Origin of the sequence: Thermus altitudinis (assembly GCF_022760835.1) — a bacterium.
Taxonomy (GTDB): Bacteria; Deinococcota; Deinococci; order Deinococcales; family Thermaceae; genus Thermus; species Thermus altitudinis.
Window position 1 is genome coordinate 1 of record NZ_JAKTNQ010000008.1, and the last position, 25,647, is coordinate 25,647.

29 protein-coding genes are annotated in these 25,647 nt (G+C 65.3%); 11 read left to right on the forward strand and 18 right to left on the reverse strand.

The annotated features are described in order from the left end of the window. Positions 1-130: 130 nt before the first annotated feature. A complete protein-coding gene (glyA, locus tag L0D16_RS04220) occupies positions 131-1,354 on the reverse strand; it encodes a serine hydroxymethyltransferase (protein ID WP_243030198.1) in 1,224 nt (407 codons plus the stop codon). A 113-nt stretch (positions 1,355-1,467) separates the two neighbouring features. Here glyA and L0D16_RS04225 point away from each other — a divergent pair, with 113 nt between their 5' ends. Then, on the forward strand, positions 1,468-1,740 hold the full coding sequence (locus tag L0D16_RS04225) for a hypothetical protein (RefSeq protein WP_243027461.1): 273 nt from the start codon (positions 1,468-1,470) through the stop codon (positions 1,738-1,740). An 8-nt stretch (positions 1,741-1,748) separates the two neighbouring features. Here the strand turns inward: L0D16_RS04225 and purF are convergent, their stop codons facing one another. The 7 genes from purF to purB form a co-directional block, all read right to left on the reverse strand. Beyond that, positions 1,749-3,140, reverse strand: coding sequence for an amidophosphoribosyltransferase (gene purF, locus L0D16_RS04230; protein ID WP_243030199.1), 1,392 nt, complete (start codon positions 3,138-3,140; stop codon positions 1,749-1,751). Continuing rightward, positions 3,133-5,310: a phosphoribosylformylglycinamidine synthase subunit PurL gene (gene purL / locus L0D16_RS04235; protein WP_243030200.1), complete on the reverse strand. Its 2,178-nt coding sequence runs from the start codon at positions 5,308-5,310 to the stop codon at positions 3,133-3,135. The genes purF and purL overlap by 8 nt, the downstream gene beginning before the upstream one ends. Next, positions 5,310-6,023, reverse strand: a complete 714-nt coding sequence (locus L0D16_RS04240; RefSeq protein ID WP_243030201.1) for an HAD family hydrolase — start codon at positions 6,021-6,023, stop codon at positions 5,310-5,312. Before L0D16_RS04240 ends, purL begins: the two co-directional genes overlap by 1 nt. Beyond that, on the reverse strand, positions 6,020-6,703 hold the full coding sequence (gene purQ, locus L0D16_RS04245) for a phosphoribosylformylglycinamidine synthase subunit PurQ (RefSeq protein ID WP_243030202.1): 684 nt from the start codon (positions 6,701-6,703) through the stop codon (positions 6,020-6,022). Before purQ ends, L0D16_RS04240 begins: the two co-directional genes overlap by 4 nt. Next, complete coding sequence (purS, locus tag L0D16_RS04250) at positions 6,700-6,954, reverse strand: phosphoribosylformylglycinamidine synthase subunit PurS (protein WP_243030203.1); 255 nt, start codon at positions 6,952-6,954, stop codon at positions 6,700-6,702. The genes purQ and purS overlap by 4 nt, the downstream gene beginning before the upstream one ends. 2 nt (positions 6,955-6,956) lie before the next feature. Beyond that, on the reverse strand, positions 6,957-7,652 hold the full coding sequence (gene purC, locus L0D16_RS04255; protein WP_243030204.1) for a phosphoribosylaminoimidazolesuccinocarboxamide synthase: 696 nt from the start codon (positions 7,650-7,652) through the stop codon (positions 6,957-6,959). A 397-nt stretch (positions 7,653-8,049) separates the two neighbouring features. Continuing rightward, positions 8,050-9,360, reverse strand: a complete 1,311-nt coding sequence (purB, locus tag L0D16_RS04260; protein ID WP_243030205.1) for an adenylosuccinate lyase — start codon at positions 9,358-9,360, stop codon at positions 8,050-8,052. Positions 9,361-9,535: 175 nt separating this feature from the next. Here purB and L0D16_RS04265 point away from each other — a divergent pair, with 175 nt between their 5' ends. From L0D16_RS04265 to L0D16_RS04305, 9 genes are all read left to right on the forward strand, one after another. Next, positions 9,536-10,195, forward strand: a complete 660-nt coding sequence (locus L0D16_RS04265; RefSeq protein ID WP_243030206.1) for an HAD family hydrolase — start codon at positions 9,536-9,538, stop codon at positions 10,193-10,195. Beyond that, positions 10,192-10,557, forward strand: a complete 366-nt coding sequence (locus tag L0D16_RS04270) for a carboxymuconolactone decarboxylase family protein (RefSeq protein ID WP_243030207.1) — start codon at positions 10,192-10,194, stop codon at positions 10,555-10,557. The genes L0D16_RS04265 and L0D16_RS04270 overlap by 4 nt, the downstream gene beginning before the upstream one ends. Then, a complete protein-coding gene (locus L0D16_RS04275; RefSeq protein WP_243030208.1) occupies positions 10,529-11,203 on the forward strand; it encodes a uroporphyrinogen-III synthase in 675 nt (224 codons plus the stop codon). Before L0D16_RS04270 ends, L0D16_RS04275 begins: the two co-directional genes overlap by 29 nt. A gap of 71 nt (positions 11,204-11,274) precedes the next feature. Then, complete coding sequence (gene hemA, locus L0D16_RS04280; RefSeq protein WP_243030209.1) at positions 11,275-12,453, forward strand: glutamyl-tRNA reductase; 1,179 nt, start codon at positions 11,275-11,277, stop codon at positions 12,451-12,453. Next, positions 12,450-13,202 carry a cytochrome c biogenesis protein CcsA gene (ccsA, locus tag L0D16_RS04285; RefSeq protein ID WP_243030210.1) on the forward strand — a complete coding sequence of 251 codons (753 nt, stop codon included), beginning with the start codon at positions 12,450-12,452 and terminating at the stop codon, positions 13,200-13,202. Before hemA ends, ccsA begins: the two co-directional genes overlap by 4 nt. A gap of 64 nt (positions 13,203-13,266) precedes the next feature. Next, entirely contained in the window at positions 13,267-13,464 is a 198-nt protein-coding gene (locus L0D16_RS04290) for a hypothetical protein (protein ID WP_243030211.1), read from the forward strand. Between the two features lie 122 nt (positions 13,465-13,586). Beyond that, positions 13,587-13,958 carry a DUF2089 domain-containing protein gene (locus L0D16_RS04295; protein ID WP_243030212.1) on the forward strand — a complete coding sequence of 124 codons (372 nt, stop codon included), beginning with the start codon at positions 13,587-13,589 and terminating at the stop codon, positions 13,956-13,958. Next, the gene (locus tag L0D16_RS04300; protein WP_243030213.1) at positions 13,955-14,218 is read left to right on the forward strand and encodes a hypothetical protein; all 264 of its coding nucleotides are present in this window, start codon (positions 13,955-13,957) and stop codon (positions 14,216-14,218) included. The genes L0D16_RS04295 and L0D16_RS04300 overlap by 4 nt, the downstream gene beginning before the upstream one ends. Then, positions 14,212-14,586 (forward strand): DUF2089 domain-containing protein, encoded by a 375-nt coding sequence (locus L0D16_RS04305; protein WP_243030214.1) that lies wholly within the window; start codon positions 14,212-14,214, stop codon positions 14,584-14,586. Before L0D16_RS04300 ends, L0D16_RS04305 begins: the two co-directional genes overlap by 7 nt. Here the strand turns inward: L0D16_RS04305 and L0D16_RS04310 are convergent. The 6 genes from L0D16_RS04310 to L0D16_RS04335 all read right to left on the reverse strand — a co-directional run bounded on the left by L0D16_RS04310 (position 14,540) and on the right by L0D16_RS04335 (position 22,730). After that, the gene (locus tag L0D16_RS04310) at positions 14,540-15,946 is read right to left on the reverse strand and encodes a sensor histidine kinase (RefSeq protein WP_243030215.1); all 1,407 of its coding nucleotides are present in this window, start codon (positions 15,944-15,946) and stop codon (positions 14,540-14,542) included. The two genes, L0D16_RS04305 and L0D16_RS04310, sit on opposite strands and share 47 nt — an antisense overlap. Positions 15,947-16,066: 120 nt before the next feature. Then, positions 16,067-16,741, reverse strand: coding sequence for a response regulator transcription factor (locus tag L0D16_RS04315; RefSeq protein ID WP_114312932.1), 675 nt, complete (start codon positions 16,739-16,741; stop codon positions 16,067-16,069). A 33-nt stretch (positions 16,742-16,774) separates the two neighbouring features. Continuing rightward, positions 16,775-17,392, reverse strand: a complete 618-nt coding sequence (trhA, locus tag L0D16_RS04320) for a PAQR family membrane homeostasis protein TrhA (RefSeq protein ID WP_243030216.1) — start codon at positions 17,390-17,392, stop codon at positions 16,775-16,777. Positions 17,393-17,415: 23 nt separating this feature from the next. Then, positions 17,416-19,812 (reverse strand): phosphoenolpyruvate synthase, encoded by a 2,397-nt coding sequence (ppsA, locus tag L0D16_RS04325; protein ID WP_243030217.1) that lies wholly within the window; start codon positions 19,810-19,812, stop codon positions 17,416-17,418. Between the two features lie 15 nt (positions 19,813-19,827). Then, a complete protein-coding gene (locus L0D16_RS04330; RefSeq protein ID WP_243030218.1) occupies positions 19,828-20,724 on the reverse strand; it encodes an AAA family ATPase in 897 nt (298 codons plus the stop codon). 8 nt (positions 20,725-20,732) lie between these two features. Next, complete coding sequence (locus L0D16_RS04335) at positions 20,733-22,730, reverse strand: elongation factor G (RefSeq protein ID WP_243030219.1); 1,998 nt, start codon at positions 22,728-22,730, stop codon at positions 20,733-20,735. A gap of 47 nt (positions 22,731-22,777) precedes the next feature. On the opposite strand from L0D16_RS04335, the gene L0D16_RS04340 reads away from it, so the two are divergent. After that, the gene (locus L0D16_RS04340; RefSeq protein WP_243030220.1) at positions 22,778-23,164 is read left to right on the forward strand and encodes a M67 family metallopeptidase; all 387 of its coding nucleotides are present in this window, start codon (positions 22,778-22,780) and stop codon (positions 23,162-23,164) included. On the opposite strand, the gene L0D16_RS04345 is transcribed toward L0D16_RS04340, so the two are convergent. The 4 genes from L0D16_RS04345 to L0D16_RS04360 are packed head-to-tail and all read right to left on the reverse strand — an operon-like array spanning position 23,161 to position 25,618. Then, a complete protein-coding gene (locus tag L0D16_RS04345; protein ID WP_243030221.1) occupies positions 23,161-23,640 on the reverse strand; it encodes a flavin reductase family protein in 480 nt (159 codons plus the stop codon). The two genes, L0D16_RS04340 and L0D16_RS04345, sit on opposite strands and share 4 nt — an antisense overlap. Before the next feature lie 10 nt (positions 23,641-23,650). After that, the gene (locus tag L0D16_RS04350) at positions 23,651-24,442 is read right to left on the reverse strand and encodes an inositol monophosphatase family protein (protein WP_243030222.1); all 792 of its coding nucleotides are present in this window, start codon (positions 24,440-24,442) and stop codon (positions 23,651-23,653) included. A 7-nt stretch (positions 24,443-24,449) separates the two neighbouring features. Beyond that, positions 24,450-25,067 carry a phosphoribosylanthranilate isomerase gene (locus L0D16_RS04355; protein ID WP_243030282.1) on the reverse strand — a complete coding sequence of 206 codons (618 nt, stop codon included), beginning with the start codon at positions 25,065-25,067 and terminating at the stop codon, positions 24,450-24,452. Next, positions 25,067-25,618: a Uma2 family endonuclease gene (locus L0D16_RS04360; RefSeq protein ID WP_243030223.1), complete on the reverse strand. Its 552-nt coding sequence runs from the start codon at positions 25,616-25,618 to the stop codon at positions 25,067-25,069. The genes L0D16_RS04355 and L0D16_RS04360 overlap by 1 nt, the downstream gene beginning before the upstream one ends. Positions 25,619-25,647 lie beyond the last annotated feature (29 nt).

Here is a 25,647-nt window from a genome sequence, read left to right on the forward strand (position 1 = left end):
CTCTTGTGGTACTCTTCTCCATCGGGACGTGGCCGCGGCAGTGAACATCTTGGTTAAGGCCTGGACGGAGCCTTCGGTGACGGGTTTACACCTGGAGCCGAGAAGCCCCGCTCTTTAGAGCGGGGAGTCGTCACGGCATGGGATGGGCTAAGGCGAGCCGCCTAACCTCCTCCCTGAGGGCCTCGGAGGGTCCCTCCATCAGGGTGCGGTCAATGAGTTCCGCCACCAGGGGCATCTCCTCGGGGGTGAAGCCCCGGGTGGTGATGGCGGGGGTGCCGATGCGGATGCCCGAGGTGACCCGGGGGGGCTTGGGGTCAAAGGGGATGGCGTTCTTGTTGACGGTGATGCCCACGGCGTCCAGCCTCTCCTCCGCTTCCTTGCCCGTTAGGCCCTTGGGGCGTAGGTCCACCAGGAAAAGGTGGTTATCGGTGCCTCCGGTGACCATGCGGTAGCCCCTTTGGGCCAGCTCTTCCGCCAGGCGCTTGGCGTTTTCCACCACCAGGCGGCTATACTCCTGGAACTCGGGTTGCAGGGCCTCAAAGAAGGCCACCGCCTTGCCGGCGATCACGTGCTCTAAGGGCCCTCCTTGGATACCGGGGAAGATGAGCTTGTCTATCCTCTTGCCCAGCTCCGGATCGTTGGAAAGGATGAGCCCGCCCCTTGGCCCCCGGAGGGTCTTGTGGGTGGTGCTGGTGACCACGTGGGCGTGAGGGAGGGGATTCGGGTGGAGCCCGGCCGCCACCAAGCCGGCGAAGTGGGCCATGTCCACCACCAGGTAGGCCCCCACCTCCTCGGCGATCTCCCGGAAGGCCTGGAAGTCCCAGAAGCGGGGGTAGGCGCTGGCCCCGGCCACGATCACCTTGGGGCGGTGCTCCAGGGCCAAACGGCGCACCTCCTCCAGGTCAATGAGCTCGGTGTCGGGCCGGACCCCGTAGGAGACCACCCTATAGAGCTTTCCCGAGAAGTTCACCTTGGAGCCGTGGGTGAGGTGGCCCCCCGCGGCCAGGTCCATGCCCATGAGGGTATCCCCCGGCTCCATGAGGGCCATGTACACCGCCATGTTGGCCTGGGAGCCGGAGTGGGGCTGGACGTTGGCCCAGGCGGCACCGAAGAGCTCCTTGGCCCGCTCTATGGCCAGGCTTTCCACCTGGTCTATGATCTCGCACCCCCCGTAGTACCGGGCCCCGGGGTAACCTTCGGCATACTTGTTGGTGAGAACGCTTCCCACCGCCTCCCGCACCTGGGCGGAGACGAAGTTCTCGCTGGCAATGAGTTCCAGGCCTTCCCGCTGCCGCTTTTCCTCCAGGGCGATGAGCCGAAAGAGGGCCTCGTCCCTTAAGCTGGTCCTGACCATAGGCCGATTATAGGGCCTGGGCCAGGATGGGGCTAGGTTCCCCCTTCCTGGATCCCTTGCCTTAAGGGTTGGATGGACCCCAAGGAGGGCGCTTCCCTTGGTAAGCTGGGGTTATGAAAGGAAGTGTTCTTCCGATTTTGAAGTGGGGGCTTGCGCTGACCCTGGTTATCCTGCTCTTGGCCATTATCCTCATCAACTTCACCTCTAGCCGCGACCTACCGGAGCTGGTCCGGGTCCAGGTGGAGCGCTATGCGGTGTGCAGCTACTGGTTCTTCGGCTGGCACCTGGCCTCCACGGGCGCCTTTGCCTTTATCTTCCTCCTTTTGGGCTTCCTGGTGGGCCTGGGGACGGGGTTTTTCCTTAGGCGGGGCGTGGCCAGGGGGTAGCCCTTTGGCTAGAGGGTTTCCAGGGCCAGTTTTTCCCCTTCCAGGGGCACCCCGGCTGGGTAACGGCCGTTGAAGCAGGCCAGGCACACGGGGCTTCCTATGGCCCTCCTCACCCCTTCCTCGGAAAGGAAGACCAGGCTATCGGCCCCGATGTAGGCCCGGATCTCCTCCACGCTCTTTTGGGCGGCGATGAGCTCCTTGCGGGCGGCGGTGTCAATGCCGTAGTAGCAGGGGAAGCGGATGGGGGGGCTGGAGACCCGGAAGTGGACCTCCACGGCTCCGGCCTCCTTCAGCATGGCCACGATGTGACGGCTGGTGGTGCCCCGTACGATGGAATCGTCAATGAGCACCACCCGCTTACCCTTTACCGCCGAGGTGGGGGATAGCTTTAGGCGGGTTTTCAGGTCCCTAAGCTCCTGGGTGGGCTGGATAAAGGTACGGCCCGCATAGGGGTTCTTGTAGAGGCCGTACTCCAGGGGAAGGCCGCTAGAGCGGGCGTAGCCCACCGCGGCCCCGATGCCGGAATCGGGGACGGGTACCACCATGTCCGCCTCCGCCGGGGCCTCCCGGAAAAGCTCCATGCCCATGCGCACCCGGGCCTCGTAGGCTTCCACCCCATCCAGCAGGCTGTCGGGCCTTGCGAAGTAAATCCATTCAAAGGCGCAAGGGGCGGGATTTGGCGGGAGGGCTTGGAGGCTTTTGAGCTCGCCTTCCTCCACCCAGACCACCTCCCCCGGGCGCACGTCCCTTAGGTACTGGGCCCCCATGAGCTCCAAGGCCGGGGGCTCGGAGGCCAAGGCAAAGCCCTGGGGGAGTTTGCCGATGGCCAGGGGCCGGACCCCATGGGGGTCTCTCAGGGCCACCACGGTTTTGCGGTCCATGAGGAGGATGGCATACCCCCCTTCCAGGGCCTTCATGGCCTCGGCGGCCGCTTGGGGGAGGGGAAGGTGGCCCAAGCGGGCCAGGAGGAGGAGCATTACCTCGGTGTCCGAGGTGCTTTGGAAGGTGGCCCCTTCCTTAAGGAGCCGGTCACGAAGGGGCTTGGCGTTGGTGAAGTTGCCATTGTGGGCGATGGCCAAGACCCCGTGGGCGGTGCGGGCGGTGAGGGGCTGGGCGTTAAAGCGCAGGTTGGAGCCGGTGGTGGAGTAGCGGGTGTGGGCCAGGCCCAGCCTGGCCCCGGGAAGCCTCAGGCGGGAAAGCCTTTCCTCGGTGAAGACCTGGTTCACCAGGCCCAAATCCTTTTCCACCAAGAACTCCCTCCCGTCCGATACGGCTATGCCCGCGGCCTCCTGCCCCCGGTGCTGGAGGGCGAGGAGGCCCAGGTGCAAAAGCCCGGCCATGTCCAGGGGCTCTTGGCTATAGATTCCCAGGACCCCGCATTCTTCCCGTGGCTTATCCATCCAAGACCTCCCTGAGGGGCTTCTTCCAGGCCTCCACCAGGTCCTGCACCCTCCACTCTAGCACCCCTTCCGGGGTGAGGACCGTGAGGGTCTGCCCCCCGGTTTCCCCCAGCACCCGGTAGGGCAGGCCCAGCTCCTCCAGGCGGAAGGTGGCCTCCTTGAGGTGTTCTTTGGCCACGGTGAAGAGGATGCGGCTTGGGGCTTCCCCAAAGAGGGCCTTTAGGCCGGGGGTGCGCACCTCCACCGTGGCCCCTAGGCCATAGGGGAAGGTCATCTCCGCCAGGGCCACCAAAAACCCCCCTTCCGCCAGGTCGTGGGCGGTGCGGGTGAGGCCCAGGGCGATGAGCTCCCGGATGGCCTCCTGCACCCTTCTTTCCCGCTCCAGGTCCAGCCGGGGTGGATGGCCCGCCTCGAGGCCCGCAAGCAGGTACAAGACCTCGCTGCCCCCAAACTCTCCCCCTTCCTCCCCCAGGAGGACGATCACCTCTCCGGGGCGGCGGAAGCCCATCTCCGCCCGCCTCCTCACGTCCAAGACCCCCACCACCCCCACCATGGCCGTGGGGGGGATGCGCCGGCCCCCGCTTTCGTTGTAGAGGGAGACGTTCCCGGAAACCACCGGCACCCCCAGGGCCTCGCTGGCCTCGCGGAGGCCGGCGATGGTTTCCTGAAGCTCGTGGTACCCTTCTGGGGTCTCCGGGCTTCCCAGGTTGAGGCCGTCGGTGTAAGCCAAAGGCCTTGCCCCCACCACGCTCACGTTGCGGCAGGCCTCGGCCAGGGCGTGCATGGCCCCAAGCCGGGGATGGAGGCGGCTATACCGGGGGTTCTGGTCCACCTTGGCGGCCACGGCCAGGTGGGTGCCCTTGATCCAGAGGACCGCCGCATCCCCCTTGCCCGGCACCAGGGCGGTGCGGGTTCCCACCTGGTGGTCGTAGCGCTCGTAGACCGCCTCCCGGCTCGCCAGGTTGGGGGAGGCGAGGAGCCGGGGGAGGACCTCCTGGGGATCGGCGGTGAGGGGGGGAAGGGGCGTTTCCCGGAGCCTTTGGATCTCCGGGTCCTCCCTTCCTATGCGCACGTAGGTGGGGGCCTCGGCCAGGGCCTCGGTGGGGACTTCCGCCACCACCTCGCCCCGGTAGAGGACGCGGAAGACCCTTTCCGGGATGGTCCGGGCCACGGGCACGCAGTCCAGGCCCCACTTCTTAAAGATCTCCTCCAGCTCCTTTTCCTTGCCCTCCTTGGGCACCAGGACCATGCGCTCCTGGCTTTCGGAGAGGAGGAGTTCTATGGGCCCCATATCCCTTTCCCGGGTGGGGACGCGGTCCAGGTCCAGCTCCACCCCCAGGCCCGACTTGTGGGCCAGCTCCGAGAGGCTGCTGGTGAGCCCTGCGGCCCCCATGTCCTGGACGCCTTCCACCAGGTCCTTCTCAATGGCCTCCAGGGTGGCCTCCATGAGAAGCTTCCCCAAAAAGGGGTCCCCCACCTGGACCGCCGGCCGGTCCTCCTCCTTGTCCGCGGCCAGCTCCCGGCTGGCGAAGGCGGCCCCCCCGATCCCGTCCCTTCCCGTCTTGGCCCCCGCATAGTAGATGGGCCGGCCCAGGGAGGCCTGGCTCCGCCTAAGGTGCTCCTCCCGGAGAAGCCCCAGGCACATGGCGTTCACCAGGGGGTTTTCCCGGTAGCCCTCGTGGAAGTAGAGGTCCCCGCCCACCGTGGGCACCCCGATGGCGTTGCCATAGTGGGCGATGCCGGAAACCACCCCTTTGAGGAGGTAGCGGCTACGGGGATCCTCCGGGGGACCAAAGCGCAAGGAGTCCAAAAGGGCGATGGGCCGGGCCCCCATGCTCATGATGTCCCGGATGATCCCTCCCACCCCGGTGGCAGCTCCCTGGAATGGTTCCACTGCGGAGGGGTGGTTATGGCTTTCTATCTTGAAGGCCACGGCGAAGCCTTCCCCGATGCGCACCACGCCGGCGTTTTCCCCGGGGCCTTGGAGAACCGCCTCCCCCTCCTTGGGAAGCTGCTTCAGGAGGGGCCGGGAGTTCTTGTAGGCGCAGTGCTCGCTCCACATCACCTTGAAGAGGAAGAGCTCCACCTGGTTGGGCTCCCGCCCAAGCCGCTTCACCATTTCCCGGTACTCGGTTTCCGGGATGCCGATTTCCTGGGCCAGGGTCTCCATCACTGGAGAAGGGGAAGGAGTTCCCGGTGGCTTTTCACCTTGGCGGTGGGCTTGACCTCCCCATTCACCTCCCTTAAGCCCACGTACTGGACCGCCCAGGGGTAGCCGGTGGCGAAGGCCCCTTTGATGTCCGTCTGGGGCAGATCCCCCACGTGCAGGGCTTCCTCCGGGGGGATGCCTAGGGCCTCGAGGGCCACCTTAAAAGCTTCAGGCCGGGGCTTTACGTACCCGGTTTCGTCGGAGAAGCTGTAGGCCTGGAAGACGTCCAGCCCCTGCCGCCTTAGGTGCTCCCGGATGAGGCGGCCCGGGGTGAGGCCGGTGTCGGAAACCAAGGCCAGGGGGTACCTGCGGGCCAGCTCCTTCAAGACCTCTACTCCCGGAAGGGGCTCCAGGTCCACCAAAAGGGAGCTTTCCTCCAGCTTCCTGGCAGTTATGGCGATGAGCCCAGGGTCGTGGGGGGCCCCAAGGAGAGCGAAGATGCGGGCCACCCGGTCGTATACGGACATGTGCTCCCCGGCCTTCCACGCTTCCTCAAAGGCGATGGCCGCCTGCCGGTAGGCCTCCCGCACCTCGTGCTCCTCCGCCGGATGCCCAGCCTCGGAAAGAGCGTCCAGAAGGATCTCGTACCGGGCGGGCATGACCTTTTCCAAAAACGCCTTTCCCTCGGTGAAGAGGGTGCCCCAGAAGTCAAAGGTGATGGCCTTGGGTTTCATGCCGTTACCTCCTCTAAAAGACCTAAGAACAAGGGGAGCCCATCCGTACCGCCCAAAACCTCATCCACCGCCCGCTCGGGGTGGGGCATCATCCCCAGGACGTTGCCCCTTTCGTTGGTGATGCCGGCGATGTCGTTTAGGCTTCCGTTAGGGTTGTAATCCGCTTCCCCCCTTAAGGGGGCGTAGCGGAAGACCACCAGGCCTTCTCCCTCCAGCCGGGCCAGGGTTTCCGCATCCGCATAGTAGCGGCCCTCGGCGTGGGCGATGGGAAGCCTAAGCACCTGCCCCTTCTGGTAGAGGCGGGTGAAGGGGAGGTCCGTGCGCTCCACCCGCACCCCCACCTCCTTGCAGGTGAAGTGCAGGTTCAGGTTGGCCAGAAGGGCCCCGGGGAGGATCCCGGCCTCGGTGAGCACCTGGAAGCCGTTGCAGACCCCGAGCACCCAGCGGCCCTCCCGGGCAAAGCGCTTAACCTCCTCCATCACTGGGCTTTTGGCCGCCAGGGCCCCGGCCCTCAGGTAGTCCCCGTAGCTGAAGCCTCCCGGCAGGAAGACCCCGTCAAAGCCCTTTAGGCTGGTCTCCGTGTGCCAGACGTATTCCGCCTTTATGCCCGCCTTCTCCAAGGCGAAGCGGGCGTCCTCGTCGCAGTTGGAGCCGGGAAAGCGGACGATGGCCCACTTCATGGGAGTTCCTTTAGGGCCTCGAGGGTATAGACCTCCATCACCGGGTTGGTGAGGAGTCTTCCCATGGCCTTAGCCCTTTCCTCCGCCTCCAGGAGGGTTTCCGCGGGGAAGACAATCTCCAAAACCTTCCCCACCCGCACCGACTCCACGGGATGGCCCAGGTCCTGCAAGACCCCTTCCACCGCCCGGCCTTGCGGGTCCAGGATGCCGTCTTTCAGCTCAATGAGCAAAGTAGCCTGGTACCTGGGCATGGCTACACCTCTAGCACCCGCCTGAGGACCTCCTGGTAGGCCTCCTCCACACCCCCCAGGTCCTTGCGGAAGCGGTCCTTGTCCATGGGCTCCCCTGTCTTCTGGTCCCATAGGCGCATGGTGTCGGGGGAGATCTCGTCGGCCAGGAGGATCTCCCCATCCCGTTTCCCGAACTCCAGCTTGAAGTCCACCAGGTCCAGCCCCCTTTGGGCGAAGAAGGTCCGCAATAGCTCCCCCACCTTCAGGGTGGTGGCCCTCACCTGGGCAAGCTCCTCCTCCCTGGCCAGGCCCAGGGCCAGGATGGCCTCAGGGCAGATCAGGGGGTCGCCCAGGGGGTCGCTCTTAAGGGAGAACTCCACCAAGGGGGTCTTTAGGGGGGTGCCCTCCTTTACCCCGTAGCGCTTGGCGAAGCTCCCCGCTGCCCGGAAGCGGAGGATGATCTCTAAGGGAAGGATCTCCACCCTTAAGACCCGCATCTCCCGGTCGGAAAGTTCCTCCAGGAAGTGGGTCTTTACCCCATGGGCCTCCAGGTAGCGGAAGAGGGCAGCCGAAACCTTGTTGTTCACCACCCCTTTCCCAGGGATGATCCCCCGCTTTTGCGCATTGAAGGCCGTGGCCTCGTCCTTGAAGTAGACCCGAAGGGTGTCTGGCCCTTCGGGGTAGAGGATTTTTGCCTTCCCCTCGTATAGCTTTTCCATGTGCCTCCAGTTTGGGACCCCCGTCCCGTCTGGCCTTCATTTTAAGCCCAAGGGATGCCAGAATCGGGAAGGCCTGGCCCCACCCCTGGACCTTTTGCGTCCTGTAGGGGGGAGGAAGCTTTAGCTCCTTTGGGAGCGGAATCCCGGCTGTCCGTTTGGGGGGGTTGCCGGAGGGGAGGCTTGGGGTGGGTTCCTGGGAAGGGCAAAGCGGCCAGCGGGGCCATCCCGTCCCCTGACACCTCTTGGGTTGAAGGGGGGCGCGGGGAAGCCTTGTCGGAGGAGGAAAGGGAAGGCTATTCCTCTGGACCCGGAGCTTCCCGGACCTGCCCTCCGCCTACCCCCTTGGGGCAGGGTTTTCCCCGGAGGCCTGCTTCCCGCCTCCACCCAGGCGCTCCCGTTAGAGCCCAAAGCGGGCGTAGATGGCGTCCACGTGCTTGAGGAAGGGGGCCGGGTCAAAGAGGGCCCTTAGCCTTTCCCCCTCGAGGGGATTGTCCGGGTCCTTTTCCAAAAGCTCGGCGAAGCTTTGCCCCTCCTCCCAGCTCCTTAGGGCATTGCGCTGCACGATGGCGTAGGCCTTGTCCCGAGGGAGGCCCTCCGCGATGAGGGCGTTCAGCACCTGCTGGGAGTAGACCAGGCCCCGGGTGAGGTCCAGGTTCCTTTTCAGGTTTTCTTCAAAGACCACCAGGCCCTTCAGGATTCCCCGAAGCCGCCTTAGGGCGTAATGGCCGGCGGTGGTGGCGTCGGGGAGGACCACCCGCTCCACCGAGGAGTGGGAGATGTCCCGCTCGTGCCACAAGGCGATGTTTTCCAGGGCTGGTCCCAGGTAGCCCCTTAGGAGCCTCGCCATCCCGGTGAGGTTTTCCAGGCCCACAGGGTTTTTCTTGTGGGGCATGCTGGAGCTTCCCGTCTGCCCTTCCCTAAAGGGTTCCTGGACTTCCAGGACCTCTGTGCGCTGCAGGTGCCTTAGCTCCACCGCCACCCGCTCCAGGTTCCCTCCCAGGATGGCCAAAGCGGCCAGGGCCTCGGCGTGCCGGTCCCGGGGCACCACCTGGGTGGAGAGGGGTTCGGGGCTGAGGCCAAGCCGCCGGGCCACATGGGCCTCCACCTCTGGGGGCACGTGGGCGTAGTTGCCCACCGAGCCCGAGAGCATGGCCACGCCCATGGTCTTCTGGGCCCGCTTTAGCCTTTCCTCGTCCCTCTGAAAAGCGGCGTAGAAGCTCAGGAAACGGAGGCCGAAGCTGGTGGGCTCGGCATGGACCCCGTGGGTGCGGGCAATGGCGGGGGTGTGCTTGTACTGGAGGGCTAGCCGCTTGAGCTCCTCCTGCACCCCGGCCAGCTCCTCAAGGATCAGGTCCAAGGCCTTCACCAGAAGGGCGTTTTGTGCCGTGTCCACGATGTCCGAGCTGGTGAGGCCCAGGTGCAGGTAGCGCCCCACCTCCTCGTCCCCGGTCCACTCCACCAGGGCCCGGGTGAAGGCCACCAGGTCGTGGCGGGTCACCTCCTCCAGCTCCGCCACCCTCTGGGCGAAGCGGGCGTCCAGGGGGTGCGCCTCCAGGTGGCGCAAAAGCCTTTGGGCAAGGCCCTGGGGCACCTGGCCCAGGGCCTCCCAGGCCTCGAGGGCATAGGCCTCCACCAAAGCCCACATGCGGTAGCGGTTTTCCTCCGACCACAGCCCGGCCATCTCTGGGGTCTGGTAACGGGGGACCATGCCTTAAGGGTACTAAAGGGTTGTGGTTCCCGCACCCTATAGCGGGCTTCCCCAGCGGCCACCCCCAAGCTTTGGGCCAGGGCCGGGACCCGTAAGCGTAGGAAGAGTGCCCACCTACCCCCTTTAGGGTCCCATTGAAAGGGGCCTGGAGGGGGGCTGGGTATAGACTGGGACCATGGTCCAGGCGGTTTTCTTTGATGTGGGCAACACCTTAATCCTGGCAAGCCCCCGGTTTTGGCTGCTGCCCTTTTTACAGGAAAGGGGGCTAAAGCCCAGGAAGGACCCCAAGGGGGCGGCCTTGGCGGCCTTTCGCTTTTACGAGGAACACCATTTGGAAGCCCGCGACCTGGAGACCGCCTTGGGGCTTTGGCGGGAGTTCCACCGCAGGCTCTTTACGGGGATGGGCCTCGAGGAGCACGCCGAGGCCCTGAGCCGGGAGTTGGTGGAAAACTGGAAAGATCCCCGTTTTTGGCCCCTAACCCCGGGGGCTAAGGAAACATTGCAAGCGCTACGGGAGCGGGGTTATGCCCTGGCGGTGGTCTCCAACTGGGATGCCACCTTGCCGGAGATCCTGGAGGTGGTGGGCCTAAGGCCCTACTTTCAGCACCTTTCCGTAAGCGCCCTCTCCGGGGTGGCCAAGCCCGATCCCAGGCTCTTCCAGGAAGCCCTTTCGGCCCTGGGGGTTAGGCCGGAGGAAGCCCTGCACGTGGGGGATTCGGAGGCGGATGTGGCCGGGGCCAGGGGAGCTGGGGTTAAGCCTCTCCTCTTTGATCCCCTGGGGGAGAACCCAGAGGCCCTCCATCGTCTGGAAGGGGTGCTAGACTACCTGCCATGAGCGTGCGGCGGGCCATCTGGGGGGAGAAGGAGGAGGCCATAGAAAAGGCCCTCAAGGAGGTGGACGAGGACCTTTTCCGCTACATCCGCGATTTCGCCTACGAGGAGGTTCTGGCCCGGCCGGGGTTGGACCTCAAGACCCGGGAGCTTCTGGCCATCACCGCCCTCATCGCCTTGGGTAGCCCCAAGGAGCTGGCCACCCATCTGGAGGGGGCCTTGCGGGTGGGGGCCAAGGAGGAGGAGGTGCGGGAGGCCATCCTGCAGGCCGCCATTTTCCTGGGGTTCCCCCAGGCCCTGGCGGCCATGAAGCTTTTCCATAAGGTGCTGAAGGGCCGTGGTCCTGCTCACCCGGGGGAAGGATAGGGCGCTTTTAGAAAGGCTCCGCGCCTTAGGGGTGGAGGCGGCGGAGGTGGCCCTTTTGGAACAGGTGGACCTGCCGGGTCTTGAGGCACTTCCCGGGAGGCTTCTTAGGGCCGACTGGGTGGCGGTTACCTCCAAGGAGGGGGCAAAGCGGCTTCTTTGGGCTTGGGAAAGCGTGGGGAGGCCTCTGCTGAAGGTGGCGGCGGTGGGGGAGGGGACGGGGGAGGTGTTGCGCCAGGGGGGGCTCACCCCGGCCTACACCTCCCCCCGGGCCACGGCCCGGGACCTGGCCCTGGGGTTCCCCCAGGCGGAAAGGGTGCTTTTTGTGGCCGGGGACCTGGCGGGGAAGGACCTCGAGGAAGGCCTGAGGGCCCGAGGGGTGGAGGTGGAAAGACTGGAGGTCTACGCCACCCGGGAGCGGGCCCTGGCCCCAAAGGAGGTGGCCCTTTTGCCAAAGGCCCAGGTGGTGGCCTTTTTCAGCCCAAGCGGCGTCCGGGCCTATGCCCGTTGGACCGAGAGGCGACCCAAGGCGGCTTGCATTGGCCCCAGCACCGCCAAGGAGGCCCGGGCCTGGGGCTTCCCCGTGGTGGAGGCCAAGGAGCCGGGCCTCGAGGGCCTCTTCCAGGCCATCCTGCGGGCGCTCCCATAGGATTTCGGTTAAGGCTTGTTCCCAAGCAGGTTTTGTGCCCCTGTGCGGGTGGCGTATACTGACGGAAGCCTATGGCCCTGCCCCTTTACTTGGTGGGCCTTTCCCACAAGACCGCTCCCCTGGAGGTGCGGGAGCGGGCGGCCTTGGACCCCGTGGTGGCCCTGCCTGCAGCCCTGGCCACCCTGGGCAAGGCGGTGGTGCTTTCCACCTGTAACCGCACGGAGATCTACGGGGTGGGTAGCGCCCAGGAGGCCAAGGCCCTTCTTTTCTCCCGGGGGGTGGAAGCCCAGCACCTCTATCAGAAGGAAGGGATGGAGGCCCTGCGGCACCTCTTCCGGGTGGCAGCAGGCTTGGATTCCCTGGTGATGGGGGAGGCCCAGATCCTAAGCCAGGTGCGGGAGGCCCTGTTCCTGGCCCGCAAATATGGGGCCACGGAAAGCCTCTTGGAGAAGGCCTTCCAGTCGGCCATCGCCCTGGGCAAAAGGGCCCGGAGCGAGACCGCCATTGGGGCCGGGGCGGTGAGCGTGGCCTATGCCGCCTTGGACCTGGCCTTGGCGGTCTATGGGGACCTGACCGGCCTGGCGGTGGCGGTCTTGGGAGCTGGGGAGATGGCGGAGCTCTTCCTCACCCACCTGAAGGCCCACGGGGTGGGGAGGGTCTTGGTGGTGAACCGCACGGTGGAAAGGGCCAAGGCTTTGGCGGAGCGGTTTGGTGGCCAGGCCTTTGGCCTGGAGGCCCTGCCCCAGGTCCTGCGCCAGGCGGATCTGGTGGTGGCCTCGGCGGCTGCTCCCCATTACCTGGTGCGTCCGGAGGACCTCCCCAGGAGGTCCAAGCCCCTTTTCCTCATTGACATCGCCCTACCCCGGAACATCGATCCGCGGGTGGGGCGCCTTTCCCAGGCCTACCTCTACAACCTGGACGACCTGAAGCGGGTGGTGGAGAAGAACCTAAGGGCCCGCCAGGGGGAGGTACCCAAGGTGGAAGCCCTCATTGAGAGGGCCCTAGGGGAGTACCTGGAGTGGTACGCTGGCCACCGGGTGCGGGAGGCCATCCGGGCCCTGGAGGGCTGGGCCTATAGGGTGGTGGTGCGGGAATACCCTGAGGCCGATCCCCTTACCTGGCACAAGGAGGCGGGGCGTAGGGCCCATCCTTGGATCCTGGCGGTGAAGGCGCGGACCCAGGAGTTCCTGCAGGGCCCTCCATGCCCCAGGGAGTGTCCCCTCCTGGCCTTCCGTCCCCCACGGCTATGACCGGTGCTTCCCTTTTGGCCTTGGTGGGGGTCCTCCTCTTGGCCGTGGGTTTGTTCTGGCCTCGAGGGCTTTCCCTAGGGGCCTTCCTTTACCTGGGAGCTGCCTTGGCCGATGCCCTGGCCAAGGGGTTTTTCTCCGGGCCAGCCCAGCCCGCCCTGGTCCTGGGGGGGCTTTTGGCCTTACGTGGGGAAAGCCTCCTCCTTAGACCCCGGCTGACCCCCTTGCGCCGCTATCTGGTCCTCCTGGCCATGCTTTTGGGCCTCTTTGCCCTCAAGGCCTTGCCCCATCCGGGCGGGAGTCTGCCTCCCCTTCTTACCTTGGTGCATGCCGGGGCTTTCCTGGTAGCCTACCTGGCCCTGGCAGTGGGGGTGGGAGCGGGGGTGATGTGCGCCCTTCAGGACCTACGCCTGCGGTCGGTGCCGGAAAAGGCCTTGCTCTCCGCTCCCCTTTGGAGCCTGAAGCGGCTGGAGCAGGGGTACTTGCGGGTGGGGTATCTGGCCACCACCTTGGGCTTGACCAGCGGCATGGCCTGGGCCTGGGGTTATTTCGGCAGTCCCTTGGCCTTGGATCCCAAGGAGATCTCTGTGCTGTTGGGTTGGTTTGGCCTTACCCTGTACTTTTTGCTGGAGGAAAGGCTCCGGGGCTATGTGCGCATGGCCCTCCTCCTTTCGGCCTATGCCCTTTTGCTCTTTGCCTTTATAGGTGCCCCCTTCCTGGGTTCCCGCCATCCCTCGGGGTTAGGTTTCTAATATGTTAACTTATACTTGACAACATGTAAAGCTCCGGTTTATAATCCCTGATAAGGAGGCAGGGATGTGGTGCCTGTGGTGGGACCCGGAAGCGATGGGGAGGCGGCATGAGGAACTCCTCCAGGAGGCGGAGCGGGAAAGGCTTCTTAAGCCTCTTCGCTTCCCCTGGCGTCTAAAGCTGGGCCGGCTCCTCCTCGGCTGGGGCCAGCGGCTGGCCCCGGAGCTTGCGGCAGAGCCCCCGGAGGTTTCCTATGGAGGATAGGAAAAGGGAAAAGACGTTGGTGTCGGACTCCTGCCCCTTCCGGCCAAGGCTGGGCTCTGGTCCAGGTACGGCCAGGCTTGGGGCTTGGGTGAGTAAGCACCAGCGGCAACTGGAGGTTTAGAATGGAAGAGAAGCGGCGGATTCTAGAGATGGTGCGCTCGGGGGAGATCGGGGTGGAGGAGGCCTTGGCTCTCCTTCAGGCGTTGGAGGAACCTAGGGCCCAGGCCCAGGCTTCAGCTAGGCTTCTTCGCGTGAGGATTAATGCCCAGGATAAGGGCAAGCCCGTGCGGGTCCAAGTGAACCTACCCCTGGCCTTGGCGGAGCTTTTGGAGAAGTTCCTTCCCGAAGAGGCCAAGCTCACCCTGGAGGACCGGGGGGTTCATCTGAAGGACCTTTTGCGCCTGGTGCGGGAAGGGGTTCCTGAGGGGAAGCTGGTGGAGATTGAGGCGGAGGAGGAGGGCCATCCGGTGCAAGTACTGGTGGAGGTGGTGTGAGGCCAAAAAGGGTACCCCTGCGCCCCCGCTTCCTCTACCTTTGCCTTTGGGTGCGGGGGCCTTGGCCCCTGCCCCTGGTCCTCATCCTTCCCCTTTTCGCCCTGGAGTGGGGCCTGATGCTGGCGGTTCTGCTCCAGAAAACCCGGAGGCTTTCCCGGCCAGTGCCCTTTGGGGCCTTTTTCGCCCTGAGGTCTCTCCCTCCCGTGGCCCTGGTATGGGTTCAGGCGGAGGGGGTGGAGGTAAAGGTGGGCCTATGGTGACCAAACCCATGCCCGTACGCTGTCCGGCCTGCGAGGCCCCTTTGGCGGTGAGGGTCCTGTACTGCCCCTCCTGCGGCAGTGAGGTACATGGCCGCTTCCAGCCCAATGAGTTCGCCCTATTGCCCAAGGAGCACCTGGATTTCCTTCGGCTTTTCGTGAAGACCCGGGGGAACCTGAAGGAGGTGGAAAGGATCCTCGGGGTCTCCTACCCCACGGTGCGGGCCCGGCTGGATGCCCTCTTGAGGGCCTTGGGCTACGAGGCGGAGGAGGGGGAGGGAGGGGATAGGCTTAAGGTTTTGGAGGCCTTGCGCCGGGGGGAGATCAGCGTGGAGGAGGCGGTGGCGCGGCTGAAGGGAGGGAAAAGCTGAAGGCCGTGCCTTTGCCCACCTCGCTTTCCACCCAGATCTCCCCCCCGTGGGCCTCGAGGATGGCCTTCACGATAGCCAGGCCCAGCCCCGACCCCCCCCGCTCCCGGTCCCGGGCCTTGTCCACCCGGTAGAAGCGCTCAAAAAGGTGGGGAAGGTGCTCCTTAGGGATGCCCTCCCCATCGTCCTCCACCCGGACCACCACCTTTTCCCCCAGGTCAAAGGCCCTAAGCCAGATGTGCCGGGCCCTGGCCTTGATGGCGTTGGAAAGCAGGTTGGCCAGGACCTGGTGGAGCCGGTCGGGGTCGCCTTGCACCCAAAGCTCCGGGGAGGTTTCCACCTCTATGGCTCCCTCAAAGCTTTTGGCAAACTCTTCCTTTACCTCCTCCAAGAGGTCCAGCACCCGCACCGGGGCAGGTTCCATGCGCCAGGTGCCGCTTTGGGAGAGCTCCAGAAGGTCGGAAACCAGCTTCCCCATGCGCTCCGCTTCCCGCTTCACCACCTCGAGGCTTTCCCTTTGGGCTTCCGTGAGGGGGGTACGCCTTAGGAGGTAGCCCACGTGGCCCAGGATGGCGGTGATGGGGGTCCTGAGCTCGTGGGAGGCGTCCTGCAAGAAGCGGGTCTGGGCCACAAAGGCCTCCTGCATCCGGGAGAGCATCCCGTTCAGGGTCCGCACCAGGGTGGCCACCTCATCCCGCCCTTCAGGTTCCGGCAAGGGTTCGGGGCGGGTGGTGATGGCCTCGGCCCGCTTGGCCACCCACTCCAAGGGCTCCAGGGCCCGGGCCACCAGGTTCCTGGCCAGGAGGATGGCGAGGAGGAGGACCAGAAGCGCCGTCCCCGTATAGATGCGGGCGAACTGGGTGAGGGTGCTCTCCAGGCTTTCCACAGGCCTTCCCACCAGGAGGGCTCCTTTCCACACGGTTCCCCCCAGGTTCACCTCCACCTGTCGGGCATGGACCAGAAGCCTGAGGGGGGGTCCTTCCCGGGGTAGCTCGGCGTAGGCCCAGGCCTCGCCCCGCTGCAAAAGGGCGCGGTAGTCCGCCTCCTTTAGGAGGAGGCGCTGGGCTCCCAGGGCGGGGCTTTTTTGCAGGCTGATCCCGCCTTCCTGAGCCAGAAGGGCGGGGTTTTCCTCGGGGAGGAGGATCAGCTCCGCATACAGGTTCGCGGGAAGCCCCGCTTCCAAAAGGGCTTGTCCGCCCAGGTTCAGAAGGCGCACCACTTGGTTGCTGGCCTCCTGGAGCTCCTGGCGGAGGGAGCGGTAGAGGAAGTTGCGTAAAAGACCCTCCAGGGCAAGTCCCAAGACCAAGAGGGCCACCAAGAGCAGGCCTGCGGTGAGGAGGGTGATGCGGAAGCGCAGGGTCATACCGCCCCGCCCTGGCTTCGCCCCGGTGGGGCCCCCGGCGAAGGGGTGCGGGGGGAGCGCATCCGAACCCCCTCTAGGCTAGCCAGGGTCTTCCTGACCAGGGGCATGGCGGATGGCGCCTCAGTCCTCGCGGAGTACGTAGCCCACACCCCGCACCGTGTGGATGAGGCGCCTTTCCCCCCCGGCTTCCAGCTTCTTGCGCAGGTAGCCGATGTAGACGTCCACCACGTTGCTCCCACCTTGGTAACCAGGCCAGACCTTCTCCTCTATCTCGTAGCGGCTGAAGACCTTGCCCGGATTTCTGGCCAGGAGTTCCAGGAGCTCAAACTCTTTGTTGGAAAGCTCTATGCGCCTTCCGCTGCGGAAGACCTCCCTTCCTTCCAGGTTGATGATGAGGTCGGCCACCCGGATCTCCCCGGTGATGGCCGGGCTCACCCGGCGCAGGTGGGCCCGCACCCGGGCGAGAAGCTCCTCAATGGAAAAGGGCTTCACCAGGTAGTCGTCGGCCCCAGCATCCAGGCCTTCCACCTTGTCCTCCACGCGGTCCTTGGCGGTGAGGATGAGGATGGGGACGTTGGAGGTCTTGCGGATGCGCTTGGCCACCTCAATCCCGTCCATGACGGGAAGCATCAGGTCCAGGATCACCAGGTTGGGGTTCACCTCCCGGAAGCGGGAAAGGCCCGTGATGCCGTCGTAGGCCACCTCGGTGCGGTAGCCTTCGGCTTGGAGTTCCAGTTCTATGAAGCGGGCAATATCCTTCTCGTCCTCCACGATTAGGATTAGAGGGGGTTCCATACCCCCTAGGATACTCACTTTCTCATGAGAAAGCTAGGTGTACAGGCTTAGAACCGCCAGGTACATACAAAGGCTTCCCAGGAGGACCAGGAGGTGCCACAGACCGTGAAATCCCATGCGCTCCGGCCAGGGGTTGGGTTTCCGCTTCCCGTACACCCAGGCCCCCAAGGTGTAGAAGGTCCCGGAGAAGGCCATCAGGGTGAAGGTGGGAAGGGGCAGGTGGAGCTTGGGGAGAAAAAGGACGGAAAGCCATCCCAGGACCAGGTAAGCCAGGGTATAAAGCCAACGGGGCGCCCGCAGGAAGAAAAGGCGGAAACCCACACCTAGGAGGGCTAGGCCCCACACCAGGCCTAGGGCGAAGGGCTTCCAGCTTTCCTGGAGGCCTTCCACTAGAAAGGGAGTGTAGCTTCCGGCGATGAAGAGGAAGATGGCCGCATGGTCCAGCCGCCTGAGCCAGGCCAGGGCCCGATTCCCCACCCGAAGGGCGTGGTAAAGGGCGCTGGCCCCAAACATCAGGGCCATGGTGAGCCCAAAGGCCAAAAGGCCCGGCCAAGACTCCTTAGGGGCATGCAGGAGAAGAAAAGCGCTTCCCAGAAAGGCCAGGGGTACTCCCAGGGCATGGCTCAAGGCGTTAAAGGGTTCACGGACCATGCCCCAGGGTACCCCATCGGGCCTCAGGAGCCTGGGCCCAGGGCAGCTTCGATCTCCGCCACCTTCTTCACCGTGCGCAGGAGGGCGTCGGGGTTGAGGCTTAGGGAGTCTATGCCCTTTTCCACCAGGAAAGCGGCGAACTCCGGGTAATCGGAGGGACCCTGGCCGCAGATCCCCACCTTCTTCCCCTTGGCGTGGGCTTTTTCCAAAAGCATGGCGCAGAGGGCCTTGACCGTCTCCCGCCTTTCGTCAAAGAGCCAGGCTACCCTTTCCGAATCCCGGTCCAGGCCCAAGGCCAGCTGGGTGAGGTCGTTGGAGCCGATGGAAAACCCGTCAAAGAGCTCGGCAAAGGCCTCGGCCTCGAGGATGTTGGAGGGGATCTCCGCCATCACGTAGACCTCCAGCCCCCCCTCTCCCCGCCTCAAGCCCCCTTCCGCCATCACCTCCAAGACCCTGGCCCCCTCCTCCGGGGTGCGGCAGAAGGGCACCATGACCATGAGGTTCTTCAAGCCCATCTCCTCCCGCACCTTCCTCACCGCCTGCACCTCGAGGAGAAAGCCCTCCTTGTAATCAGGATGGTAGTAGCGGCTGGCCCCCCGCCAGCCCAGCATGGGGTTTTCCTCCTTGGGCTCAAAGAGGTGCCCCCCGAGGAGGCGGGCGTACTCGTTGGTCTTGAAGTCGGAGAAGCGGAGGATTACGGGCCTGGGGTAGAAGGCGGCGGCGATGAGGCCAATGCCCTGGGCCAGGGTGTCCACGAAGTAGGCCCGCTTGTCCGGGTAGGCCTCCGTGAGCTCCTCCACCTGGCGCTGGACCTCCTTGGGCAGGGTTTCAAAGCGGGTTAAGGCCAAGGGGTGGATGCGCACGTGGCTGGCGAAGACGAACTCCATGCGCAAAAGCCCCACCCCATCCGTGGGTAGGAGGCTTACCCTGAGGGCCTCCTCCGGGGTGCCCACATTCACCATGATCCGGGTGCGGGTTTGGGGCAGGGTTTCGGGCCGGACCTCCTCCACCTCAAAGGGCAGGGCCCCCCGGTAGATGCGCCCCACCTCCCCCTCGGCGCAGGACACCGTGACCACCTCCCCCTCGGGGATGAGGCGGGTGGCCCCCAAGGCCCCCACCACCGCGGGCACCCCCAGCTCCCGGGCCACGATGGCGGCGTGGGAGGTGCGCCCGCCCCGCTCGGTGACGATGGCTGAGGCCCGCTTCATGATGGGCTCCCAGTCGGGGTTGGTGGTTTCCGTGACCAGGACCTCGCCTTCCTGGAAGCGATCCATCTCCTTGGGGTCTTGGAGCACCCGGGCCCTTCCCGTGGCGATGGCCTCGCCCACGGCCAGGCCTTCGGCCAGGACCTCCCCCCTTTGCAAAAGGCGGTAGATGCGGAGCACCGGGGCCTTTTGCGAGTGGACGGTTTCGGGGCGGGCCTGCAGGATGAAAAGCTCCCCCGTGGGCCCGTCCTTGGCCCACTCAATGTCCATAGGGGTGGGCGCTCCCCGTTTTTTGCTGTAATGCTCTTCAATCTTGAGGGACCAGTCGGCCAGGAGGAGAGCCTCGTGGTCGGAAAGGGCAAACTGCTTGCGAAGGTAGGGGGGAGTGGGGCGGTTTCTGAGGCGGCCTTCCCTGGGGTCAAGGGCCAGGGTAAGCTCCTTGGGGCCCAGCTTTTTGTGCACCAGGGCCCGGTAGCCCGCCTTCAGGGTTTCCTTGTGCACGTAGTAGGCGTCGGGCCCCACCCGCCCCTGGACGATGTTTTCCCCAAGGCCGTAGATGGCGGTGATGTAGACAAAGCCCCGGTGGCCGGTGTCGGGGTCCAGGGTGAAGATCACCCCGCTGGTGCCGGTATCGGCCCGCACCATGCGCTGCACCCCCACGGAAAGGGCCACCTTCAGGTGGTCAAAGCCCATGTGGGCCCGGTAGCTGATGGCCCGGGCGGTGAAGAGGCTGGCCATGGCCCGCTTCACGTGGAGAAGGAGGTCTTCTTCCCCTTGCACGTAGAGGTAGCTTTCCTGCTGCCCGGCGAAGCTGGCGGTGGGGAGGTCCTCGGCGGTGGCGCTGCTGCGCACGGCCACGGGGAGGGCCTCTTCCCCCGCCTCTTGGGAAAGCTGCCGGTAGGCCAGGCGGATCTCCTCCTCCAGGTCCTTCGGGTATACCCCCTTCAGGATCAGGTTCCGCAGGCGGCGGCTGGCCTTTTGCAAGGCCAGGGGGTCGTCGGGGTCTAGGTTCTTGAGTTCCTGGCGGATGGCCTCCTCGAGGCCATTGGCCTTGAGGAAGTACCCGTAGGCCTCGCTGGTGGTGGCAAACCCCCCGGGCACCTTTACCCCCAAGGGGGCAAGCTCCCGGATCATCTCCCCCAAGGAAGCGTTCTTGCCCCCCACCAAGGGGACGTCCTCGAGGCCCACCTCCTGGAAAAACCGTATCCAGCGCATACCCTTCCTCCTTTCTTAGGGAATGCCCCCCTTTTTGAGCAGCTGCTTTAGGATTTCCTCGGGGCTTTCCCCCTCGTAAAGGGCTTCTTCCGTGAGGAAAAGCCGGTGGGGAAGGGCCAAAAAGGCGGCGTCCTTAAGCTCCTTCCAGTCCACCAAGGGTTTTCCCCTTAGGTAGGCCAGGGCCCGGGCCAGGGCCAGCCAGGCCTTGGCCCCCCGGGGGGAGAGGCCCATGCGCAGGCGGCCATCCTCCCCGCTCAGGAAGGCCACGTGGGTGATGGCCTCCAGGGCCTCCTTGGCCACTCGCACTGCCTGGGCCTCCTTTTGCGCCTTTAGGAAGTCCACGGGCAGGGGTTCGGGAAGATGGGGTTCTTCCGTCAGAATCCTGAGCCACACCTCCCGCCTGGGGGGGCGGAAGGGGATTCGGGCGGTGAAGCGGTCCAGCTGGGCCTCCGGGAGGGGGTAGGTGCCCTCAAGCTCCAGGGGGTTTTGCGTAGCCACCACGAAGAAGGGCTCAGGGAGGGGGTAGCGTACCCCTCCTATGGTTACCGCCCGCTCCTGCATGGCCTCGAGGAGGGCCGACTGCACCTTGGGCGGGGCCCGGTTGATCTCGTCCGCCAGGACCACCTGGGCGAAGAGGGGTCCTTTGATGAACTCAAACCGTCCCTCGCGAAAAATCTCGCTGCCCGTGAGGTCCTGGGGGAGGAGGTCGGGGGTGAACTGGATGCGCTTGTAGCTGAGGCCGCTGGCCCGGGCGAAGCCCTCCGCCAAAAGGGTTTTCCCCAGGCCTGGCACCCCCTCCATGAGGGCGTGCCCCCGTCCCAGGAGGGTGGCGAGAAGGGCCTCAATCACCTCCTCCTGCCCGAAGAGGACTTGGCCAAGGGCTTTTTGGATGGCGGAAAGCTCTCCCTCCACCTTTCCCCCTACCCTTCCGCCGCCTTGCGCTCCTGGATCACCTTCTGGGCCAGGTGAGGGGGGACCTCGGCGTAGTGGCTGAACTCCAGGGTGTAGGCCCCAGCTCCCCCGGTGAGGCTGGGAAGGGCCTTGTAGTATTCCAGCACCTCAGCCAAGGGGACCTCGGCCCTCACCGCCGCCAAGGCCCCCTCCTGCTCCATGCCCAGGATCCGCCCCCGCCTTGCCTGGAGGTCGGAGAGGATATCCCCCACCCGCTCCTGGGGGGCGATCACCTTGATCTGGTAGATGGGCTCCAGGAGTACCGGGCTGGCCTGCTCCATCACCTTTTTGAAGGCCATGCTGGCGGCGATCTGGAAGGCGAGGTCCGAGGAGTCCACCTCGTGGTAGGAGCCGTTATACACGATGGCCTTGAAGCCCATCACCGGATACCCCGCCAGAACCCCCTTCTTGGCGGCCTCGAGGATCCCCTCCTCAATGGCCTCCTGGTACTTGCTGGGGATCACCCCCCCAGTGATGCGCCACTCAAAGCTGTACTCGGGGGCGGGCTCCAGCCGGAGCCACACGTCCCCGTACTGGCCGTGGCCTCCGGTTTGCTTCTTGTACTTGCCCTGGCCCTCCGCCACCTTGCGGATGGTTTCCCGGTAGGGCACCTTGGGCACGGAGAACTCCACCTCCACCCCGTAGTCCGCCAGGCGCTCCTTGGCGGTGGTGAGGTGGAGCTCCCCATGCCCCCAAAGGAGGAGCTCCCCCGTCTCCTCCTGGCGCTCCAGCCTTAAGCTGGGGTCCTCCTCCAAAAGTTTTCTCAAGGCCTCCCCCAGCTTGGCCTCGTCGGTTTTGCCCTTGGGCCGGATGGCCACGGGCACGTTGGGCTCAGGTAAACGGGCGAAGGGTACGGCCTCGCTTTCCGGCCTTTCCCCTTGCCAAAGCACCATGCCCCGGTGGAGGGTTTCCGCCTTAGGAAGGCCCAGGATAAACCCCCCTTCCGCCTCTTCCACCTCCAGGAGGTCCTTGCCCATGGGCACATAGAGGTGGGGAAGGCGCACGGGGCCCGCCTCGCTGGAGAGGGTATCCCCCGGCTTTAGCCTTCCTCGGTAGAGGCGCAGGTAGGCCACCTGGCCCATGAAGGGGTCCACCTGCACCTTGAAGACCTTGGCCAGGGCAGGGCCCTGGCCAAAGCGCTCCTCCGGGGAGGGGAGGGCTTCCAGGACCAGGTCCAAAAGGGGTAGGACCCCGATGCCCTCCGTGCCCGAGGCCAGGGCCACGGGGTAGAGGAGGCCCTGGCGCACCGCCTCGTGGAAGGCCCTTTCCAGGGCCTCCCCGGTCACCTCCTCCCCTTCCAGGTACTTTTCCAGGAGGGCCTCGTCGGTTTCCACGATGGCCTCGAGGACCTCCTGGCGGAAGCGCTCCACCCGTTCCCGTTCCTCCTCGGGCACGGGCACCTCCACCTCCTGGCCGTTTTGGTACCGGTAGGCCTTGCCGTGAAACACGTCAATGAGACCCACCCAGCGCCCCCCGGCGAAGAGGGGCAGGTCAATGGGCAGGATGTGGCCTAGGGTGGCCCGGAGATCCTCCAAAAGGGCGTAGTAATCCCCGCCCTTGTCCAGCTTGGTGACCACCACCATGCGGGCGAGTCCCAGCCGCTCCGCCACGGTCCAGGCCCTTTCCGTGCCCACCTGGACTCCGTTTTCCGCAGAGACCAACACCATGGCGGCATCCGCGGCCTCCAAGGCCCCCCGTATCTCTCCCACGAAATCCCCGTAGCCGGGGGCGTCCAGGAGGAAGATGCGGTGGCCCTTGTACTGTAGGGGGGCTACCCCGGTGCGCACCGTGGTGCGGTGGAGTTTGGCCTCGGGGGTGTAGTCGGTGGTGGTGGTGCCGTCCTCCACCCGGCCCATGCGCTCCTTGGCCCCGGTTCGGAAAAGCAGGGCCTCGGTCAAGGTGGTCTTGCCGCTTCCCGCATGGCCCACCAGGGCCACGGTTCGGATGGGAGAGGTTCCTGGGATCATCTTCCCTCCTTCTTGGTGCCCATAGTATAGGCCTAAGGAGGGGGCGATTGTCCCAAGTGCTCTACGTGCCCAGGAGGCTTCTGGAGGAAACCCGCACCCACCTGGATAAGGAGGTGCCCAGGGAGGGGGTGGGGCTTTGGGCGGGCAGGCGGGAGGTGGAACGGGTCATCCCCTTGCCCAACGTCCACCCTGAGCCCTTGACGGGGTATTTGGCGGAACCCCTGGCCCTGCTTCGGGCCTTGAAGGAGTTGGAAAGGGAAGGCCTTAGCCTTCTGGCCATCTACCACTCCCACCCCAAAGGGCCTGCCCTTCCCAGCCCCACCGACATTCGCGAGGCCCGCTGGCGGGTACCCTACGTGATCTTCGGCACCGATGGGGTCAGGGCCTTCCTCCTTCCGGAGGGTAGGGAGGTGCCCCTAAGCCTCCTCCCTTAACCCCCGTAGAACCAGCCCGTGTCCCACAGGATGAGGGGCTTGGCCTCCTCCCTCACCCCAGCCTCCACCACCTCGGCCACCACCAGGCTGTGGTCCCCGCCCTCCAGGAGGTGGCGCACCTCGGCCTCGAGCCAGTAGGGAAGCTCGGTGAGGAGGGGAAGGCCAAAGGTGGGGGAGGGTTCAAAGGGATGGCCGTTGAGGGAGTTCCCCTCCCGCACCGTGGGCTTGAAGAAGTCCTGGGCGATCCCTTTCTGGTGGTGGGCCAGGGTCATGAGGGCCAGCTTCCCCGTGCGCGCAATAAGCTCGTGCAGGCGGCTATCCCGCTTCACCCCCAGGGCGATGAGGGGTGGGGTGAAGGAGGCCTGGGTCACCCAGTTCACGGTGCCGGCGGCGTAGTCCTCCCCGTCCTTGGCCGTGAGGATGTAAAGGCCATAGGTGAAGCTGCGCAGGACTTTCTTCTTGGCCTCGAGGTCCATGCCCCCTATTTTAGCGGCCCAGGAGGGTCTGGATCAGGGCCTCGTGGATCTCGCCGTTGGTGGCCACGATGTAGCGGTGTCCCAGGCGGTAGGGCCGGCCTTCTAGGTCCGTCACCTTGCCCCCTGCCTCCTCCACGATGAGCCAGCCCGCCGCCACGTCCCAAGGGTTTAGCTTCACCTCCCAGAATCCTTCCAGCCTCCCAGCGGCCACATAGACCAGGTCCAAAGCCGCCGCCCCAGGCCGGCGCACCAGAAGCCCTTGGGAGAGGGCCCGGTGGAAGTAGGTGAGGTTTTCCGGGTCCTTGGCCACATCGTAAGGGAAGCCGGTGGCCAGGAGGCTTCCCAAAAGCTCCTTGCGCTTTGTGACCCGGATGGGCCTCCCGTTTAGGAAAGCGCCTTCTCCCCGCACCGCATAGAAGGCCTCGTCCCGGCTGGTGTCCAGCACCACGCCCACCTGGATCTTCCCCTCCACCTCGAGGGCGATGGAAACCCCATAGAAAGGGAAGCCGTGGGCGTAGTTCACCGTGCCGTCCAAAGGGTCCACGATGAAGCGGAGGGCCTTTCCTCCCTCGCTTCCCCCTTCCTCCCCCAAAAAGCCCGCCTCGGGGAAGTGGGAGAGGAGAAGGTCTTTAATGGCCTCCTCCGACTCATGGTCCGCCTGGGTCACCAGGTCCGTGGGTCCGGACTTGGTGCCGTGGGTGAAGCCCTTTTCCAAGTAGTAGGCGTGGATGCCCTTGGCCAGGTGGGCGGCCTCCAGCATGGCGGCCAGAAAGGGGTAGTAGGGGTGGTTCCTGCCGATCACCCCTCCATCATACGGGGCCGTACCCACCAAGGCGCCTGGCCTTGGCAAAAAGCGCCCGTAACTTCTCCTCGTCCTTTACCCCGGGGGCCCGTTCCACCCCGCTGGCGAGGTCCAGGGCGTAGGGCCTTAACGCCAGAACCTCCTCCAGGTTTTCCGGGGTGATGCCCCCGGCCAGGATTACCCGCTTCCCGGTTTGCAAAAGGGGCCGGGCCCAGTCCCTTGGGTAGGCCTGGCCGCTTCCCGGGGCCTTGCCGTCCAGAAGGAGGGCGCTGGCGGGGTAGTCCTTCCAGGCGGGGTCTGCGGGGCCGGTAAGGGAAAAGGCTTTGATGACGGGGTAGTGCTGGCCGATGGCCTCCGCCCACTCCGGAGGCTCTTGGCCATGGAGCTGGACCACCTGGAGCCCTGCCCTTTCCATGAGGGAAAGCACCTCCTCCGGCTCCTGATCTTGAAACACCCCCACCCGCACCACCAAGGGCCCCAGGGCCTGGGAGAGGCTGCGGGCGGCCTCCGGGGTAAGCCGCCTCTTGGAGGCGGGGGCGAAGACAAAGCCTAGGGCATAGGCCCCTAAGGCCTCGGCCAAAAGGGCGTCTTGGGTCCGGGTGATGCCGCAGATCTTGATGCGGATCAAGGCAGAATCTCCCTGACGGCAAAGAAAACCTGGGGGAAGGCCAAGGGGGCAAGGGCCTCCTCAGGCCTAGGCTTTCCCACCCCCGGACAAGCCCCTTCTAGGGGCTTCCGGTAGGCTTTCTCCTGGTTTTCCTCCAGGTTCACCAGCCAGACTTTGGGAACCCCGGTTCGGACGTAGGGGGGGAGCTTCACCTGGCGGTCGTAGGCCGAGGAGGCCTCGGCCATCTCTCCAGGAAGGAGGAGGTCCTCGAAGCTAGGGTGGTCCTGGGCGTAGAAGTCGGGGCGCACCTTCAGGGGGACCAGGTCCGGCGGGCGCTGGGAAAGGGGGGAAAGCCTTAGGGGGTCCTGGACCCCCTCCAAGGCCTGCTCCCCCAGGGCTTGGTGGAAAGGGGCGTCGGGCGTTTTGACCAGGGCCGGATACCGGCTTCCTGTGGGGCTCATTTCCCTCATGGAGCCCGGGATGGGCTCCACCCTTTCCCCCTGCGGGATTACCCCGGCCTCCAGGGGGCGGTGGTCCTCCTCCCGGGTGAAGCGCCGGGGCTGGACCATGCCCTTAGTCTAAGGCCCCACCGGCCTAA

Coding starts and splice junctions, on each gene's coding strand:
- L0D16_RS04315 (WP_114312932.1), bottom strand. CDS start 16,741: ATGGAACCCCCTCTAATCCTAATCGTGGAGGACGAGAAGGATATTGCC.
- hemA (WP_243030209.1), top strand. CDS start 11,275: ATGGCCCTGCCCCTTTACTTGGTGGGCCTTTCCCACAAGACCGCTCCC.
- L0D16_RS04265 (WP_243030206.1), top strand. CDS start 9,536: ATGGTCCAGGCGGTTTTCTTTGATGTGGGCAACACCTTAATCCTGGCA.
- purL (WP_243030200.1), bottom strand. CDS start 5,310: ATGGAGACCCTGGCCCAGGAAATCGGCATCCCGGAAACCGAGTACCGG.
- L0D16_RS04225 (WP_243027461.1), top strand. CDS start 1,468: ATGAAAGGAAGTGTTCTTCCGATTTTGAAGTGGGGGCTTGCGCTGACC.
- purB (WP_243030205.1), bottom strand. CDS start 9,360: ATGGTCCCCCGTTACCAGACCCCAGAGATGGCCGGGCTGTGGTCGGAG.
- purC (WP_243030204.1), bottom strand. CDS start 7,652: ATGGAAAAGCTATACGAGGGGAAGGCAAAAATCCTCTACCCCGAAGGG.
- purF (WP_243030199.1), bottom strand. CDS start 3,140: ATGGATAAGCCACGGGAAGAATGCGGGGTCCTGGGAATCTATAGCCAA.
- L0D16_RS04270 (WP_243030207.1), top strand. CDS start 10,192: ATGAGCGTGCGGCGGGCCATCTGGGGGGAGAAGGAGGAGGCCATAGAA.
- L0D16_RS04295 (WP_243030212.1), top strand. CDS start 13,587: ATGGAAGAGAAGCGGCGGATTCTAGAGATGGTGCGCTCGGGGGAGATC.
- L0D16_RS04240 (WP_243030201.1), bottom strand. CDS start 6,023: ATGAAACCCAAGGCCATCACCTTTGACTTCTGGGGCACCCTCTTCACC.
- purQ (WP_243030202.1), bottom strand. CDS start 6,703: ATGAAGTGGGCCATCGTCCGCTTTCCCGGCTCCAACTGCGACGAGGAC.
- purS (WP_243030203.1), bottom strand. CDS start 6,954: ATGCCCAGGTACCAGGCTACTTTGCTCATTGAGCTGAAAGACGGCATC.
- L0D16_RS04345 (WP_243030221.1), bottom strand. CDS start 23,640: ATGGACCTCGAGGCCAAGAAGAAAGTCCTGCGCAGCTTCACCTATGGC.
- trhA (WP_243030216.1), bottom strand. CDS start 17,392: ATGGTCCGTGAACCCTTTAACGCCTTGAGCCATGCCCTGGGAGTACCC.
- glyA (WP_243030198.1), bottom strand. CDS start 1,354: ATGGTCAGGACCAGCTTAAGGGACGAGGCCCTCTTTCGGCTCATCGCC.
- L0D16_RS04360 (WP_243030223.1), bottom strand. CDS start 25,618: ATGGTCCAGCCCCGGCGCTTCACCCGGGAGGAGGACCACCGCCCCCTG.
- L0D16_RS04335 (WP_243030219.1), bottom strand. CDS start 22,730: ATGATCCCAGGAACCTCTCCCATCCGAACCGTGGCCCTGGTGGGCCAT.
- L0D16_RS04310 (WP_243030215.1), bottom strand. CDS start 15,946: ATGACCCTGCGCTTCCGCATCACCCTCCTCACCGCAGGCCTGCTCTTG.
- L0D16_RS04305 (WP_243030214.1), top strand. CDS start 14,212: ATGGTGACCAAACCCATGCCCGTACGCTGTCCGGCCTGCGAGGCCCCT.
- ppsA (WP_243030217.1), bottom strand. CDS start 19,812: ATGCGCTGGATACGGTTTTTCCAGGAGGTGGGCCTCGAGGACGTCCCC.
- L0D16_RS04290 (WP_243030211.1), top strand. CDS start 13,267: ATGTGGTGCCTGTGGTGGGACCCGGAAGCGATGGGGAGGCGGCATGAG.
- ccsA (WP_243030210.1), top strand. CDS start 12,450: ATGACCGGTGCTTCCCTTTTGGCCTTGGTGGGGGTCCTCCTCTTGGCC.